Raw genomic sequence first — 15,292 nt, forward strand, 5'->3', positions numbered from 1 at the left:
AACTAATACAAATAAAGCGAATATTTTAGGAAAGACCTCACAAACTTTTAATGTCTGTGAGGTCTGTCTATCTTTTGCTTATGAATAATAAAAAAGCTATCTTTTGTGGTAGAGAAGTTTTTTTTATTCAATAAAAAACCTTCTATGTTTCTTATATTAAGAATTTATTTTTTGTTCTAGTTTCACTGCCTTGGGATGGAGAATATTGTTTTCTAAGTGTATATGCTGATGTAGATCCTGTTCAAATTCATTTAGTTTTGAATATAATGCTTTAAATGTATTACAAGCTCCTTCTGGAGGGGTATAGTTATTACTTAATTTTGCTATTTCCTTAAGGATATCTCCAGCACTTTCATGTTCATACTCCATCATTTTTATAGGATTTTTTATAGTTCCAAAATGAGATAAAGGAGGAGTGGTATTTTCTTTTTCGGCATTAATTAATTCTTTTATATACGGAAAAAGAATATGTTCTTCTTTTTTCATATGAGTAGAAAGTTCCTGAGCAACTTCAAAGAACAATGTATTTATGGTTACCACTTCTTTATAATGAGCCCCATGAACTTTTGCTACTTTATTAGAGTATTGTAAAAGCAATGGTATGTTTTCTTCTACATATGTATGATGAATATTGACAATGTGATCAATTAAAAAATTTAAATCCCAACTGTTATAATCATAAGCATTGTTAAGAAGTTGATCAACTTCGGATAATTCTTTTTCTAAAATATTGAAATCAATATTTTTATCTACGCAAACTCTTTTGATAGAAATTCCTCCTCCACAACAAAAATCAATGCCGTGTTTTTTAAAAATATGAGCAGTTTTGATGTTTTCGGTTACAATTTCTGCTACGGTTTTATGCTCTGTAATAGTCATATCTTCTTTTTTTTATACACTTAATGTGCTAGTTCTATAATTTTTGAAACAGTTTCTTTATTGTTTATTCCTAAGCCTTCTTGCTGATGTGCAAGTACTCCTTTTTGATCAAAAACACTTATAATATTAGAGTGCGAAAAATCCATTGGAGATATTTTTTTATAATTTACAGCAAGTACTGCGGCAAACTCTCTGGTATCTTCTTTAGACCCTCTAAGAAATATCCATGAATCTGAGTTCATATCATTTTCTATTGAAAATTGTTTTAAACGTTTTGGAGTATCTGTTTCTGGGTCAATACTTACCAAAATTAGTTTAACATTTTTCTTTTTAGCTTCGGGTATTTTAGCTTCTATACTTCTCATATCAGCAACTAATCTAGGGCATGCTGCTTTGCAAGAAGTATATATCATTACCATAACCAAGACATTTCCTTTTAACTCTTTAAGTTCAATTTCTGTATTATGCTGGGTAGTCCATACGGATGGTAGATTATAGATCGATAGTTCAGAAATAGAAGAACTCTTTTTTTCTATTTTAATAGCAATGGGCTCTTCTTGTTTTTTTTCTTCTATGCAAGAATAAGATAATATAAATCCCAATAGTAATATGATCTTGTTTTTCATTTCTTATATAATTTAATAGTGCTGTTTATAGTTTTATTTTCAGGTCTTTGGCACACCGAAACCCTAAATTTTTTATTGCATAGCGGGCTTTTATACTACCTCTGAATGCATATCTCATAAATGCAGCATAATTCATTAAATCAGATGCACCTACAGCAGCACTGCCGCAAAATAGATTACTGTCCTTATCAACATCTTTACGGGACTCTCCCGATATAAGTACAGAATTAAAATCCATAGTCCATTCCCAAACTAGACCATGTAAGTCATAGATACCCCAATAGTTTTTAAATGTTGATCCAATAGTATTATTAAAAGATTTTGGTGTTTCGTACCAGTCGAGAATATATTGATTATAGGTTTCTTTTTTTCTTGCATCCGCAGTTTGTTCATCTGCCATAGCTGCATATTCCCATTCATCTACTGTTGGTAATCGTTTACCTAGACATTCGCAGTATTTTTTTGCAGCAAACCAAGAAACATTAGTTATCGGGGCATTAGGATGAAGTTCACATCCTAAGGTATTATCTGTTTCCCAGAGTATTAGGTAGTTTTCATCTGCAAATAATCTTTTTACAGTATTTCGTTTCCATTTGGGATGTTTTTGTATAAATATTGAAAAATCGGTATTTGATACGGGGTAAATGTCTATTAAAAAAGAATTTATCTTTACTGCGGTAGAGTCTACTCCGTATAAAGGAATATAAACTCCTCCTTTAACAGTAACCATATCATGATTTTGTGCAAATAAATTAGTAATTAATGTGCTACAAAGGATAAATATGGATACTGTTTTTAATAAGGAATTCATGCGCTTTTTTTGGATTAGTGAATATTTCTTCTACTCATTACCATGGCAGGGGTAACTTCTTTTTTAGAATTTCCCCAACTATTATATACATACGTAAGTACATTAGAGATTTCTTCATTTGTTAGATCTTGTTTGGTCATTACACTATTATACTTTTCTCCATTTACAGTGATTTCACCTGTTTTTCCATTTAATATAATATCAATAGCTCGATTTAAGTTCTCGTTTAGATAATCAGATTTTGCTAGAGGAGGGAAAGCGTTAGGAATTCCTTGTCCTTCGGCTTGATGACAAGCAAAGCATGTTTGCATATAGGTTGCTTTACCATACTCCATTTTTTCTTCAAAAGTTGTAGCGATTCCTTCTGTATTTACAACACCTTTTTCTATTGGCATTTCTTGTATTCCTCCTCCTTCTGGTTGATAAATACCTTCTTCTTGTTTTCCTGAGTAGATGGTTTTATTTTCATCTCCTTGTACTTTAAGCATTCCGAGAGCACCTTTGTTAAATGCTCTAAAAATAGAATGATCTACGAGAATGAAAGTGCCTGGGACATCTACTTTAAATTCTACTATAGCTGCACCACCAGCGGGAATTAGGGTGGTTTGTACATTTTTGTTAATAAAATTACCTCCTTCAACATATACTGCATCAAATATTTCTCCGATAACATGAAAAGAGGATACTAAGTTAGGGCCGCCATTTCCAACATATAATCTTACAGTTTCTCCTACATTAGCAGTTATAGCATTGTCTCCAGTTAAGGATCCTACTTTGCCATTAAAAACTACATAATCAGCATCTTCATTAACAGCTTTTTTCATATCAAAGGGTTGTAATCCTCTATCACCGTTTCCTCCTTTAGTATAAAAATCACCTTGCATTACGTAGTATTCTTTATCCACATCTGGTAAACCTTCTTCTGGTTCAACCAGAATCAATCCATACATACCGTTAGCTATATGCATACCTACAGGAGCTGTAGCACAGTGATATACGTAGAGACCTGGATTTAATACTTTAAACGAAAATTTAGCTTCATGTCCTGGAGATATAAAAGATGATGTAGCACCTCCTCCTGGTCCTGTAACTGCATGCAGATCTATGTTATGAGGTAGTTTATTGTCAGGATGATTTTTTAAATGAAATTCTATTTCATCACCAATCTTGGTTCGGATAAAACTTCCAGGAACCGTACCTCCAAAAGTCCAGTAAACATATTTTACACCATCTGTCATTTCTCCTTCTTTTTCTAAAATCTCCATGTTTACAATAAGATTTTTAGCTTTTCTTTTTCCAGTGGGTTTAGGAACATTTGGTGGAGAAGTTAATTCAGCAATCATTTTTCTGCTCACAGGAATAGTTTCAGGGCTGTTATAAGCTATCGTTTTATTCTTTTCTTTAGAACAAGATGCTCCAAGTAGCACCAATAACAGTATACTAAAACTTAATATAGGTAAGTTTAATTTTTTGAATTTCGTATTCATTGCTGTAAATAATTAGTAATTAATAATAAAAGACCTTTTTATCTTTTAATCAAAAATATAGATACATGATATATAAAAAAATGACATTTATCATACTTTAGGAGAACTAATATTGAGGTTAGAATTTTTAAATAACAATTTTAAGTATTATTTGGATATTGTATAGTTATAGAAGTAGTATAACCATAAAATTAAGGGAGAGCTATTGGTTTTATAAAAACAACTTGTAATCGATCTAAATTCGACATAAAATATAAGTTTTTATAGAGATTTTAGTAGCCTTATAATGTTTTTTATATTATAAAGTTATACAGATGTATGCCATTTAAAAAAAAAACATGAAGATTCAAAAATTGAAGAGGGGGTATATAGGCATACTTTTTTTATGATAAATGTCATAAAAAAAAGTATGCTTATATAGTATTTTTGTTACGTGATAACATTAATTATGCATAAGTTTGTTACTATATTGTTAGCAACCATTGTATTAACGTATAATATGAGTACGGCTATTATTATTGCTGATTTTTTGGTTAATCAAAAAATAATAGCAAAAACGCTATGTGTACAAAAAGAAGCCCCCAAAGGTTGTAATGGTAAATGCCAACTTAGAAAGAGTTTACGAAAGTATCAAAATAAAAAAAGCACTAAAGGACCAGTACATAATCATAAAAGGATGGCACCAGAGTTTTGTTATATACAACCTATTAATAATTTTGATTTTATACTACTGCCTAAAAGAACTTCTTTAAAAATTATAAATACAATACGCTATACTACGATTTCGAAATACTATGATATAGATATTCCTCCTCCTATTTATGGATAAGTACTTTTAATCCACATTGTGGAGTTTAATTCTCCGAGGCTTGCCTCGAAAACAAAATATATTTTCGGAAGCATACCTCGTGAGTTTGCTCCGAGGTTATTGATTAAAAATATAAGTTTTTAGTGTGTTTTATATTCTTTTGATATTCATAAGACTATGGTTTTTGTTGCCTATACCTAAATTCTAGATTATATATAAAAAGCACAAAATTTTGTGCATAATAAACTTCTTTTTTTTCTATGTAACACGCCTATTTTTTAAAATGATATTAGTAGGTTAATGTCTTGATTAATATGGTGTTGTGTAGGGATTTAATAAATATAAACAAATGAAATTAATATATATATTACCCGTTGTGTTTCTTACCTTTTTTATCTCTTGTTCTTCAGATGATGACAATGATACAACTTCTTTAAATGAAATAGAAAACCTTATAAAAGTTAAAGACATTACTAATGATACACATACTATAGAAATATATACCCAAAATGGAAAATTTTATACAGGGTATAATAATATTAGTATAAGGATAAAAGATAATGTTGAAAAAAAATATATAGAATCAGCTACAATTAGTTGGAGTCCGATGATGCAAATGGAAACTATGAAACATTCTTGCCCTAAATCAGAAGTATCTAAAGTGTCTGATAAAAACACTGTATATAACGGGTTTATTATTTATCAAATGACAGGAATGAATAATACTGGTTGGTCATTAAAAATAACATATATTATAGATAACCAAGAATATGAAGCAGAAGATACTATTATGGTCATGCAAAGTGATAAGCAAAATGTAACTACCATAATGGGGAGTGATGACGTAAAATACATTTTAGCATTACTTGAACCTAGTACACCTAAGATTGCAGTGAATGATATAATAATAGGTCTTTATAAAATGGAAAATATAATGAAGTTTCCTGTTGTAGAAAACTATACTATAGCATTAGACCCTCGTATGCCATCAATGGGAAATCATAGCTCACCAAACAATCAAGATTTAACGTATAGCATTAAAGAACAAATATACAATGGTAAATTATCTTTAACAATGTCGGGATATTGGATGTTGAACCTAAAACTTATTAATGATAAAGGTCTAGTGTTAAAAGGGGAGGATATTACGGATAGTAATACTCAAAGTAGTTTATACCTAGAAATAGAATTTTAACTAATCTTTGAGGTCGAATCTTTTTGTTTCTAGATTAAGGTTCGACCTCATCTTCTTACTTATTAATAAAATGAAAAGGTCAATCGTACTATACAGTTGTATACTTATCTGTGCAATCACTTTTGCTCAGGATCGGTCTACTCAACATAAAGAAACAGATACTCTGGTAACACATCTTGAAGAAATTACAGTAATAGGGAGGCATAAACTTAGTAATTATCGCCAAAAAAAGACACTGTCGAGCATTGATGAATATCTAGAAAAATCAAATCGTGTGACTATGATTAAAAGAGGAAGCTATGCGTGGGAACCAGCATTAAACAATATGACATCAGATCGATTGTCTGTTACTATTGATGGAATGCAAATTTATGGTGCATGCACCGATAAAATGGATCCCGTAACCTCTTATGTAGATGTGTCAAATTTAGAAAAAGTAATTGTTAATTCTGGCCAAGAAGGAACAGAAAATTCTAATTGTATTGGAGGAGGAATAGATTTAAAACTTCCAGAATCCAAATATTATAATTCGGGTTTAAAAAGTAGTTTAGATCTTGGTTATGAAACCAACGGAAATTACAAAACAACCGGAATAGATCTAGAATATTCAGGCAACAAATTTTATATAAGTGCCGATGGAATTTATCGAGAATCTGACAATTATAATGCAGGAGGGGGCAAAGAAATTAAGTATTCTCAATTTGAAAAATATAACTTATCCCTTCAGGTAGGATACAAATTATCGGATACTAAAAACATCGATGCGAATGTAATATGTGATAAAGCAACAGATATTGGTTATCCTGCTTTACCCATGGATGTATCTCTTGCCAAGGCTACAATAGCTTCTATATCATACACACACACTAGTGATACAACTATAATTAAACACTGGGAAACAAAATTATATTTTAATACTATTACTCATATTATGGATGATTCTAAGCGCCCTGATGTCCCTATTCGTATGGATATGCCTGGCTGGAGTGATACTTATGGAATGTATTCTAAAATAAAATCAGGAACCAAAAAACATAAACTTAATGTTAATCTCAATGCGCATTATAATCGTTCCCTAGCAGAAATGACTATGTATCCTAATGATCCTAATGAAAATGATATGTTTATGTACACATGGCCAGACATAAGAACATTGTATACAGGTGTTTATATTAAAGACGAATTCTATATAAACTCTAAAGAAAAGCTAAGCCTGGCTGCACGTATTGGATATCAAAATAACAATATTGAAAAAGACAGTGGTTTAGAAAGTTTACAGATTTTTTATCCAAATATAGGTGCTGGTAAAAACAGATTATTAACTAGTTTTTCTACTAATTATTTGCTGAAACATAAAAAATATGATTTTTCCTTTGGTTTAGGCTATGGAGAAAGAGCTCCTTCTGTAAGCGAAGGATATGGCTTCTTCTTATTTAATAGTTTTGATAATTATGATTATATAGGAAACCCTACTTTAAAAAATGAAAAATCTTTCGAAATAAATTTTGATACCCATTACACTAATAAGCGTTTTAAGATTGAAATAGAGACTTCTTATTTTTATATTTATGATTATATTATTGGTAAAACAGATGCTTCTTTAAGCTCGATGACTATTGGAGCCAATGGTGTTCGGATCTATAGTGCTTTACAACATGCATCAATATTTAATACTTTTTTAAACACATCATTTACAATCATCGAAGCATTATCTTTAAACACTTCTATAGGGTATCATTATGGAAAAGGAAGTGATAAAAATAATTTGCCTTTGATAAGCCCTATTTCTTATGTCGCAGAAATCAATTACTCTTCAAAGAATTTTAATGCAGCATTACAACTAAACGGAAATACGAATCAGGATAATTATAGTATGTTTTATGGAGAAGATCAAACCCCAGCATTTGCAACTTTAAATTTAAACTTGGGGAATACCTTTTTTATCAGAGAAAATAAATTGGTTTTTAAGTATGGGATAGAAAATATTTTAGATACTCATTATTCTACGTATGCCGATTGGAACAATATTCCTCGACAGGGAAGGAATTTTTATATCAATACTTCATTTTTGATTAGATAAATAATAAACTTAGAGTAGGGGATCAATCCGTTTTATTTCTAATTGAAAAAACATCGTCAAATATGATGTTTTTTCAATTAGAAATAAAAACCAATATTCTCTTAATGGATAATCCTGATTTAAACTATAGGTGAGGTTAGTGTTAATTCTAATATATCTTTTATGATAGATTTACCTTTATCGTTATTATACCACATTTGAAGGTTTTTTTTAAAGGTATCATCTATTTTTCCATGCTCTTTTTTGTAGGCTGCTACCAATTCTGTTGCAGCTTTTGATCGAGAACCCCAAGAATTTAAAACGTTATTATGCTGGTCTGCAATAATTAGTTTTGGTATAGACTGGGTTCCATTAGTTAAAAATTGATTCATTAGTACAATATTCTCATCTCTAAGTACTATTTTCAAATCTATATTGGGCATAACTTCTGCTATTTTATTAAGAATAGGAATTGTTTGCGCTCCATCGGCACACCAGCTTTCTATAAGAACCAACCATGTCTGCTTTTTTGATATTTCTTTAAAAGCATTAATATCTTTCTCTGAAAGTATAATAGTTTTATCTAACCGTCTCATTCTACTGGCATTCAGTTTAGTGAGATTTATTCGTGCATCTGTATGCTCTTTTCCAGTTGTTTCTTTCTTGGTAACAAGCTGCTCTATCAGTTTGCTGTATTCATGATATGTAATTCCTTTATCAATACTATTTTTTATAAGTTTATTCATTTTTATGACATTTTAATGTTATGTATTCACTGAAGCCGTGTTGGCCTCATTATCTATATTATAATATCCTCCTCGATTTTCTTTTCTTTGTCTAGATTGACTAATAATCAAGTGTGATATATTAATCATATTTCTTAATTCACATAATGCAGTATTAACTTTTGATTCTCGGTATAACTCATCAACTTCACTATAAATGAGATCTAGACGTTCAATTACTTTTGTTAAACGATTATTGCTTCGCACGATACCCGCATAATCTCGCATCAAGGCTTGTAATTGTTTAAGGTTATGCTGTATTAAAACATGTTCTTTAGGAATAATGGTTCCCTTATCATTCCATTCAGGAATAATATTCTGAGTTGATTTCGGAGGATTTTTTACAAGATGTTTGTAGATGTTATGGGCATATACTAAGGCCTCTAGTAAAGAGTTTGAAGCCAATCTATTTGCTCCGTGTAATCCCGTTCTGGAACACTCTCCACATGCATATAAATTCGAAATAGAAGTTCTTCCTTTATTGTCTACGACAATCCCACCACATAAGTAGTGTGATGCTGGAACTACAGGGATCCAATCTTTTTCTATATTAATATGATGGGTTAAACATTTTTTATAGATGTTAGGAAAATGAGATTTAAAGTTTTTTATATCTAAATGTGTACAATCTAAAAAAACATGTGTGTTTCCTGATTTTTTGAGTTCGTTGTCTATACCTTGTGATACAATATCTCTGGATGCCAATTCTGCTCTATTATCATAATCTAACATAAATCTATAACCTTCTTTATTGCGTAAATATGCTCCAAAACCTCTTACTGCTTCAGAAATTAAAAAAGAAGATTCTTCTTTTGTATCATATAATGCGGTAGGGTGAAATTGGATGAATTCCATATCTTTTATCTGAGCCTTAGCTCTATATGCCATTGCTATACCATCTCCAGTAGCAATAATTGGGTTTGTAGTATGCCCATAAACACGACCTATACCTCCCGAAGCTAATACTGTAGTGTCTGCTTTTATAGTTTTTACCTTTCCTTTTTTTTGATCTAATACATATGCTCCATAACAACAGAGGTTATGCGTATTAGAAATTTTTAGATGATGTTCTGTGATTAAATCTATGGCAAAGTGATGGGTTAACAAGGTTACATTAGGCAGTTGATGAACACGTTGTAATAAAGCTCTTTCTATTTCATATCCTGTTATATCTTTATGGTGTACTACACGATATTCTGAGTGCCCTCCTTCTTTTCCTAGATCTAATTTTCCTTGAGCATTACTGTCAAAGTTAGCTCCCCAGTCTATTAATTCTTTTAACCGTTTAGGACCTTCTTTAATAACCATTTCTACAACTGCTTCATTGCATAATCCATCACCCGCCAAAAGTGTATCATTTATATGTTTTTGAAACGAATCTTCTTTAGCGTCTAATACGACAGCTACTCCTCCCTGTGCATATTTTGTGTTAGATTCATCTTCATTTGCTTTAGTTACTATGGTAATGGTTTTGTTTTTAAATTGTTCTGCTATTTTTACAGCAAAAGTTAATCCTGCTACACCAGAACCGATTACCAAATAATTAGTTTTGAACATAAATTATTATTTAGAAAGTTCGAGCATACGTTCAATAGGTACTAGCGCTCTTTTTCTTATATCTATAGGCACATCGATTTGAGGGCTTTCATGATACAAACAATTATATAGTTTTTGTAAAGTATTTACTTTCATATACCCACATTCACTACAAGCACAAGTATTATCCTCTTCAATAGGAGCAGGGATTAAAATTGTATTGGGGACTTCTTTTTGCATTTTATGTAAGATTCCGGATTCTGTAGCTACTATATATTTTTTTTCAGGATATTTCTTTACATGATTTATCATTCCAGAAGTAGAACCAATATATGTAGCGGTTTTTAAGATATGTTCTTCAGATTCGGGATGAGCAATAATTACTGCATCAGGATGTTGACTATGTAAGTCTAATAGCTTATCAATACAAAAAGCTTCATGAACAATACAACTACCATCCCATAATAACATTTTTCTCCCTGTTTGTTTTATGATATATTTTCCTAAGTTTTTATCTGGAGCAAATATTATCTGTTTGTCTTTAGATATTGATTCTACAATTTTTAAGGCATTAGACGAAGTACAAACAATGTCTGTCATAGCTTTAATCTCTGCACTACAATTAACATAAGTAATCACGACATGATCAGGGTGTTTGTCTATAAATTCTCTGAATAATTCTGGAGGACAAGAATCTGCAAGAGAGCACCCAGCATTGAGATCAGGGAGGACTACTTTTTTTTCAGGACTTAGTATTTTTGCTGTTTCTGCCATAAAATGTACTCCAGCAAAGACAATAATGTCTGCGTTTGTTTCTGCTGCTTTTTGAGATAACCCCAAACTGTCTCCTACATAATCAGCAATTTCTTGTATTTCTGGATTTTGATAATAATGAGCTAAAATAACTGCATTTTTTTCTTCCTTAAGCTTTTTAATTTTTTCCTTTAAATCCACGTTATTTTGTATTTGACTTTATCACAAACATATATGAATTACCAATTAATAAATATGACTTAAATCATAATATAGAGAACTGAAACCTCTGTATTTATAATATTATTTCATAGATTACGGTTTCAATTAAGGATAAAAACATCTTTTTATTATATTTGATACTTATAAATAACATTTTATGCTATCCAATGCTTGTAAATATGCAATACGGTCTCTTCTTTATTTAGGAATACACAGTGATGAATCTAAAAAAATAGGAGCTAAAAAAATTGCAGAAGAACTAGAAACCCCGCAGCCTTTTTTAGCTAAACTATTACGACAACTTGCTACAGCCAAACTTGTTTCTTCTACAAAAGGACCTAATGGCGGTTTTTTTTTAGATCCAAAAAATAGAAAAAAATCAGTTTGGGATATTATAAAAAGTATAGATGGTACAGATAAATTTGATCAATGTTTTCTGGGTTTATCCAAGTGTGATGATAAAAACCCTTGCCCTGTACATGCTACTGTTTCTCCTTTTAAACAAAAACTATTGCGAGATTTTAGAGATAAAACTATTGATAATCTTGTAGAAGAAATAAAGGCAAAAGGAACAGTTATCTCTTTAAAAGATTTTGATACTCTGGATTCCTAACATCTACATCCATTTTCTTATTTTTTTTAAGTAGTTTATATTTATAGGAATTAATCTTCTTGGGTAAATATGACTTATGTCATTAAATAAATTATAGAGCTATCCTACTTTTACCCGCTTATAAAAATAGTAGGATGATAAACGAGCAATTAACAAACCCCAAAAGCATCGTTATTATAGGTGGATCTAATACAATTAGAAAACCTGGAGGAAAAATTGTTAAAAACTGTATTGATGGTGGTTATTTGGGGGAACTACGAATAGTTAACCCTAAAGAAAAACAAGTACAAGGAATCATTTCTTATACTAACGTAAATGATATTCCTAATACAGATTTGGCAATACTAGCTATTCCTGCAAAATATTGTTTGGAAACTATTACTGTCTTAGCAGAACAAAAAAACACGAAGGCTTTTATTATTATTTCTGCTGGTTTTGGTGAGACTAATGAAATAGGAAGCCACATTGAAAAAGAAATTGTCGATATCATTAATAGTGTAAATGGTTGTTTAATTGGTCCTAATTGTATAGGAGTACTGAACAAAAACTATAAAGGTGTTTTTACAACACCGATTCCAGAATATAATTCTAAAGGATGTGATTTAATTTCTGGATCTGGAGCAACTGCTGTTTTTATAATGGAAGCAGGGATGTTACTGGGAGTACCGTTTGCCAATGTATACTCGGTAGGTAATGGAGCACAAACGGGAGTAGAAGATGTATTAGAGTATATGGATATTCATTATAATCCTGATACTGATCCAGCAATAAAACTATTGTATTTAGAAGCTATTAAAGATCCTCAAAAATTACTTAAGCATGCTTCTTCATTAATTAATAAAGGTGTAAAAATTGCAGCTATTAAAGCAGGAAGTACTGCTGAAGGAAGTAGAGCTGCTTCATCTCATACTGGTGCTATTGCTAGTTCTGACATGACAGTAAGGGCACTTTTTAAGAAAGCTGGAATTGTATATTGCAGTAGTAGAGAAGAATTACTAAGTGTAGCTTCCATCTTTAAATATAAAAAACTTACTGGAAAAAATATAGCAATTATTACGCATGCGGGAGGATCAGCGGTTATGCTTGCAGACGTACTGTCTAAAGGAGGTTTGCAAATTCCTACTATAGAAGGAGAAGATGCTAAAAAACTTGAAACGTATCTATATCCAGGTTCATCTGTGAGTAATCCTATCGATTTTCTTGCTACAGGAACAGCAGAACAATTAGGAATTATTATGGATTATTGCGAACATAAATTTGATTTTATCGATGCGATGGTAGTTGTTTTTGGAAGTCCTGGCTTATTTGATGTAGAAAATGTATATAATGTATTAAGTGTTAAACTTGATGTTTGCTCTAAACCTATATTTCCTGTACTTCCTTCTGTAATTAATGCTCATAAAGAAATAAAAACGTTTTTATCCAAAGGGAATATTAATTTTCCAGATGAAGTCGTACTAGGGAAAGCTTTATGCGAAGTTTACAAAACTTCATCTCCTTCATTACAAAATATAGAGCTACCTAAAATAAATACAACAAAAATACGATCTATAATCGATCAAGCTACTGATGGATATTTAACACCAGAAGATACTGCTTTGATTATAGATGCTTCGGGAATTCCCCGATCAATAGAAGTTATTGAAAACTCTAAAGAAAACCTTCTTTCTGAAATATCACAAATATCTTTTCCTATAGTGATGAAAGTCGTAGGTCCTTTGCATAAATCGGATACACAAGGGGTTATTCTTAATGTGAATACCATAGAAGAGGTTTCTAAGAATTTTGATGTATTAATGGATATCAAAGGAGCTATAGCTGTTATGGTGCAACCCATGTTATCTGGCTTAGAATTATTTGTGGGAGTTAAAAAAGAACCTAGATTTAATCACACTATTTTATGTGGTTTAGGAGGTATTTTTATTGAAATTCTAAATGATGTAGCTGCTGCATTAAGCCCTATATCTGATATAGAAGCTCAAAAAATGATTCGATCTTTAAGAGGGTATGAATTATTACAAGGCAGTCGCGGAAAAGATGGAATTAATGAAATTCAATTTATAGAAATTATACAACGTCTGTCTGCTTTGGTAGAAACAGCTCCAGAAATTACAGAAATGGATATCAATCCTTTAATAGGAACAAAAGATGCTATTACTGCTGTAGACGTGCGTATCAAAATTGAAAAAATATAGAAATGATGCCCAAACACATGTGTTTTCTTTATAACTACTTACATCTCTAAGTATAAAATATTTCAAGTTTAATATTATGACAACATCAGGAAAAATAGAGTTAATGGCTCCTGCAGGTAATTTTGAATCTCTACAAGCGGCAATAGATAATGGAGCTGACTCTATATATTTTGGAGTAGAGCAACTAAACATGCGTGCTCGTGCAAGTATTAATTTTACTATTGATGATTTAACTGAAATTACTAAAAGGTGTGCAAAAAAAAATATTCGCACCTACCTTACTCTTAATACGATTATCTACGATCACGATCTGTCTATTATAAAAACATTACTTAATGCTGCTAAGGAGGCTAATGTAACGGCTGTAATTGCTATGGATCAAGCAGTTATATCATATGCTCGACAGATTGATATGGAGATTCATATCTCTACACAAATTAACATCACTAATATTGAAACGGTTCGTTTTTATGCCATGTTTGCAGATACCATGGTGATGAGTAGAGAACTTAGTTTGCGCCAAGTAAAAAAGATGACAGAGCAGATTGAAAAAGAGCAAATCAAAGGACCATCTGGTAATTTGGTAGAGATCGAGATTTTTGGACATGGTGCTTTATGTATGGCAGTATCCGGAAAATGTTACTTGAGTCTTCATTCGCATAACTCATCGGCTAACAGAGGAGCTTGCAAACAAAACTGTAGAAAAAAATATACTGTAATCGATCAGGATTCTGGTTTTGAAATAGAGGTAGATAATGAATATCTAATGTCTCCAAAGGATCTATGTACATTAGATTTTCTAGATCAGGTAATCGATACAGGTGTTAAAGTATTAAAAATAGAAGGTAGAGGGAGAGCTCCAGAATATGTTGCTACCGTAATCAAAACGTATAGAGAAGCCATTGATGCCTATTATGAAAAGGCATTTACAAAAGAAAAGATTCTTGATTGGATGGATCAGTTAAAGAAGGTATATAATCGAGGTTTCTGGAGTGGGTATTATTTAGGGCAAAAACTTGGAGAGTGGAGTGATGTTGATGGCTCTAAAGCGACTCAAAAGAAAGTATATATAGGAAAAGGGCAGCATTATTTTCCGAAAAATAAAATAGGAGAATTTAAAATTGAAGCGTATGACGTATCTATTGGAGATACCATACTAATTACAGGTCCAACCACAGGTACTAAGGAGTTTGAGCTTACAGAAATGTTTGTAAATAATGAGCCACTAAAAAAAGCTAAAAAAGGAGACTCTTGTACTATACCATTAGATTTTAGAATTCGGTTATCAGATAAATTGTACAAAATTGTAAAGAATCAGTAATA

The 15,292-nt window shown here is 31.2% G+C and carries 13 protein-coding genes; 6 read left to right on the top strand and 7 right to left on the bottom strand.

Annotated features, from left to right (window positions below; all coding sequences use genetic code 11):
• Positions 1-156 precede the first annotated feature (156 nt).
• Genes ric through nirK form a run of 4 tightly spaced genes read right to left on the bottom strand, consistent with a single transcriptional unit; the run spans position 157 to position 3,803 of the window.
• The gene (ric, locus tag H527_RS0120200; RefSeq protein ID WP_027414316.1) at positions 157-879 is read right to left on the bottom strand and encodes an iron-sulfur cluster repair di-iron protein; all 723 of its coding nucleotides are present in this window, start codon (positions 877-879) and stop codon (positions 157-159) included.
• Between the two features lie 20 nt (positions 880-899).
• Positions 900-1,505, bottom strand: coding sequence for an SCO family protein (locus H527_RS0120205; protein ID WP_027414317.1), 606 nt, complete (start codon positions 1,503-1,505; stop codon positions 900-902).
• Between the two features lie 25 nt (positions 1,506-1,530).
• A complete protein-coding gene (locus H527_RS0120210) occupies positions 1,531-2,316 on the bottom strand; it encodes a formylglycine-generating enzyme family protein (RefSeq protein WP_035089320.1) in 786 nt (261 codons plus the stop codon).
• A 14-nt stretch (positions 2,317-2,330) separates the two neighbouring features.
• Positions 2,331-3,803 (bottom strand): copper-containing nitrite reductase, encoded by a 1,473-nt coding sequence (gene nirK, locus H527_RS0120215; protein WP_035089322.1) that lies wholly within the window; start codon positions 3,801-3,803, stop codon positions 2,331-2,333.
• Between the two features lie 448 nt (positions 3,804-4,251).
• On the opposite strand from nirK, the gene H527_RS0120220 reads away from it, so the two are divergent.
• From H527_RS0120220 to H527_RS0120230, 3 genes are all read left to right on the top strand, one after another.
• A complete protein-coding gene (locus tag H527_RS0120220) occupies positions 4,252-4,632 on the top strand; it encodes a hypothetical protein (RefSeq protein WP_027414320.1) in 381 nt (126 codons plus the stop codon).
• Positions 4,633-4,960: 328 nt separating this feature from the next.
• A complete protein-coding gene (locus H527_RS0120225; RefSeq protein ID WP_035089326.1) occupies positions 4,961-5,806 on the top strand; it encodes a hypothetical protein in 846 nt (281 codons plus the stop codon).
• Between the two features lie 70 nt (positions 5,807-5,876).
• The gene (locus tag H527_RS0120230) at positions 5,877-7,886 is read left to right on the top strand and encodes a TonB-copper family protein (protein WP_027414322.1); all 2,010 of its coding nucleotides are present in this window, start codon (positions 5,877-5,879) and stop codon (positions 7,884-7,886) included.
• A gap of 119 nt (positions 7,887-8,005) precedes the next feature.
• On the opposite strand, the gene H527_RS0120235 is transcribed toward H527_RS0120230, so the two are convergent.
• Genes H527_RS0120235 through nadA form a run of 3 tightly spaced genes read right to left on the bottom strand, consistent with a single transcriptional unit; the run spans position 8,006 to position 11,140 of the window.
• On the bottom strand, positions 8,006-8,611 hold the full coding sequence (locus H527_RS0120235; RefSeq protein WP_027414323.1) for a thioredoxin family protein: 606 nt from the start codon (positions 8,609-8,611) through the stop codon (positions 8,006-8,008).
• An 18-nt stretch (positions 8,612-8,629) separates the two neighbouring features.
• A complete protein-coding gene (gene nadB, locus H527_RS0120240; protein WP_027414324.1) occupies positions 8,630-10,207 on the bottom strand; it encodes an L-aspartate oxidase in 1,578 nt (525 codons plus the stop codon).
• Between the two features lie 6 nt (positions 10,208-10,213).
• Positions 10,214-11,140, bottom strand: coding sequence for a quinolinate synthase NadA (gene nadA / locus H527_RS0120245; protein WP_027414325.1), 927 nt, complete (start codon positions 11,138-11,140; stop codon positions 10,214-10,216).
• Positions 11,141-11,318: 178 nt separating this feature from the next.
• Here nadA and H527_RS0120250 point away from each other — a divergent pair, with 178 nt between their 5' ends.
• The 3 genes from H527_RS0120250 to H527_RS0120260 all read left to right on the top strand — a co-directional run bounded on the left by H527_RS0120250 (position 11,319) and on the right by H527_RS0120260 (position 15,290).
• On the top strand, positions 11,319-11,774 hold the full coding sequence (locus tag H527_RS0120250; protein WP_027414326.1) for an RrF2 family transcriptional regulator: 456 nt from the start codon (positions 11,319-11,321) through the stop codon (positions 11,772-11,774).
• Positions 11,775-11,908: 134 nt separating this feature from the next.
• Entirely contained in the window at positions 11,909-13,969 is a 2,061-nt protein-coding gene (locus tag H527_RS0120255) for an acetate--CoA ligase family protein (protein WP_027414327.1), read from the top strand.
• Positions 13,970-14,045: 76 nt separating this feature from the next.
• Positions 14,046-15,290, top strand: coding sequence for a peptidase U32 family protein (locus tag H527_RS0120260; RefSeq protein ID WP_027414328.1), 1,245 nt, complete (start codon positions 14,046-14,048; stop codon positions 15,288-15,290).
• Positions 15,291-15,292: the final 2 nt, after the last annotated feature.

It is taken from the genome of Aquimarina muelleri DSM 19832, from assembly GCF_000430665.1.
In the GTDB taxonomy this organism is placed as follows: Bacteria; Bacteroidota; Bacteroidia; order Flavobacteriales; family Flavobacteriaceae; genus Aquimarina; species Aquimarina muelleri.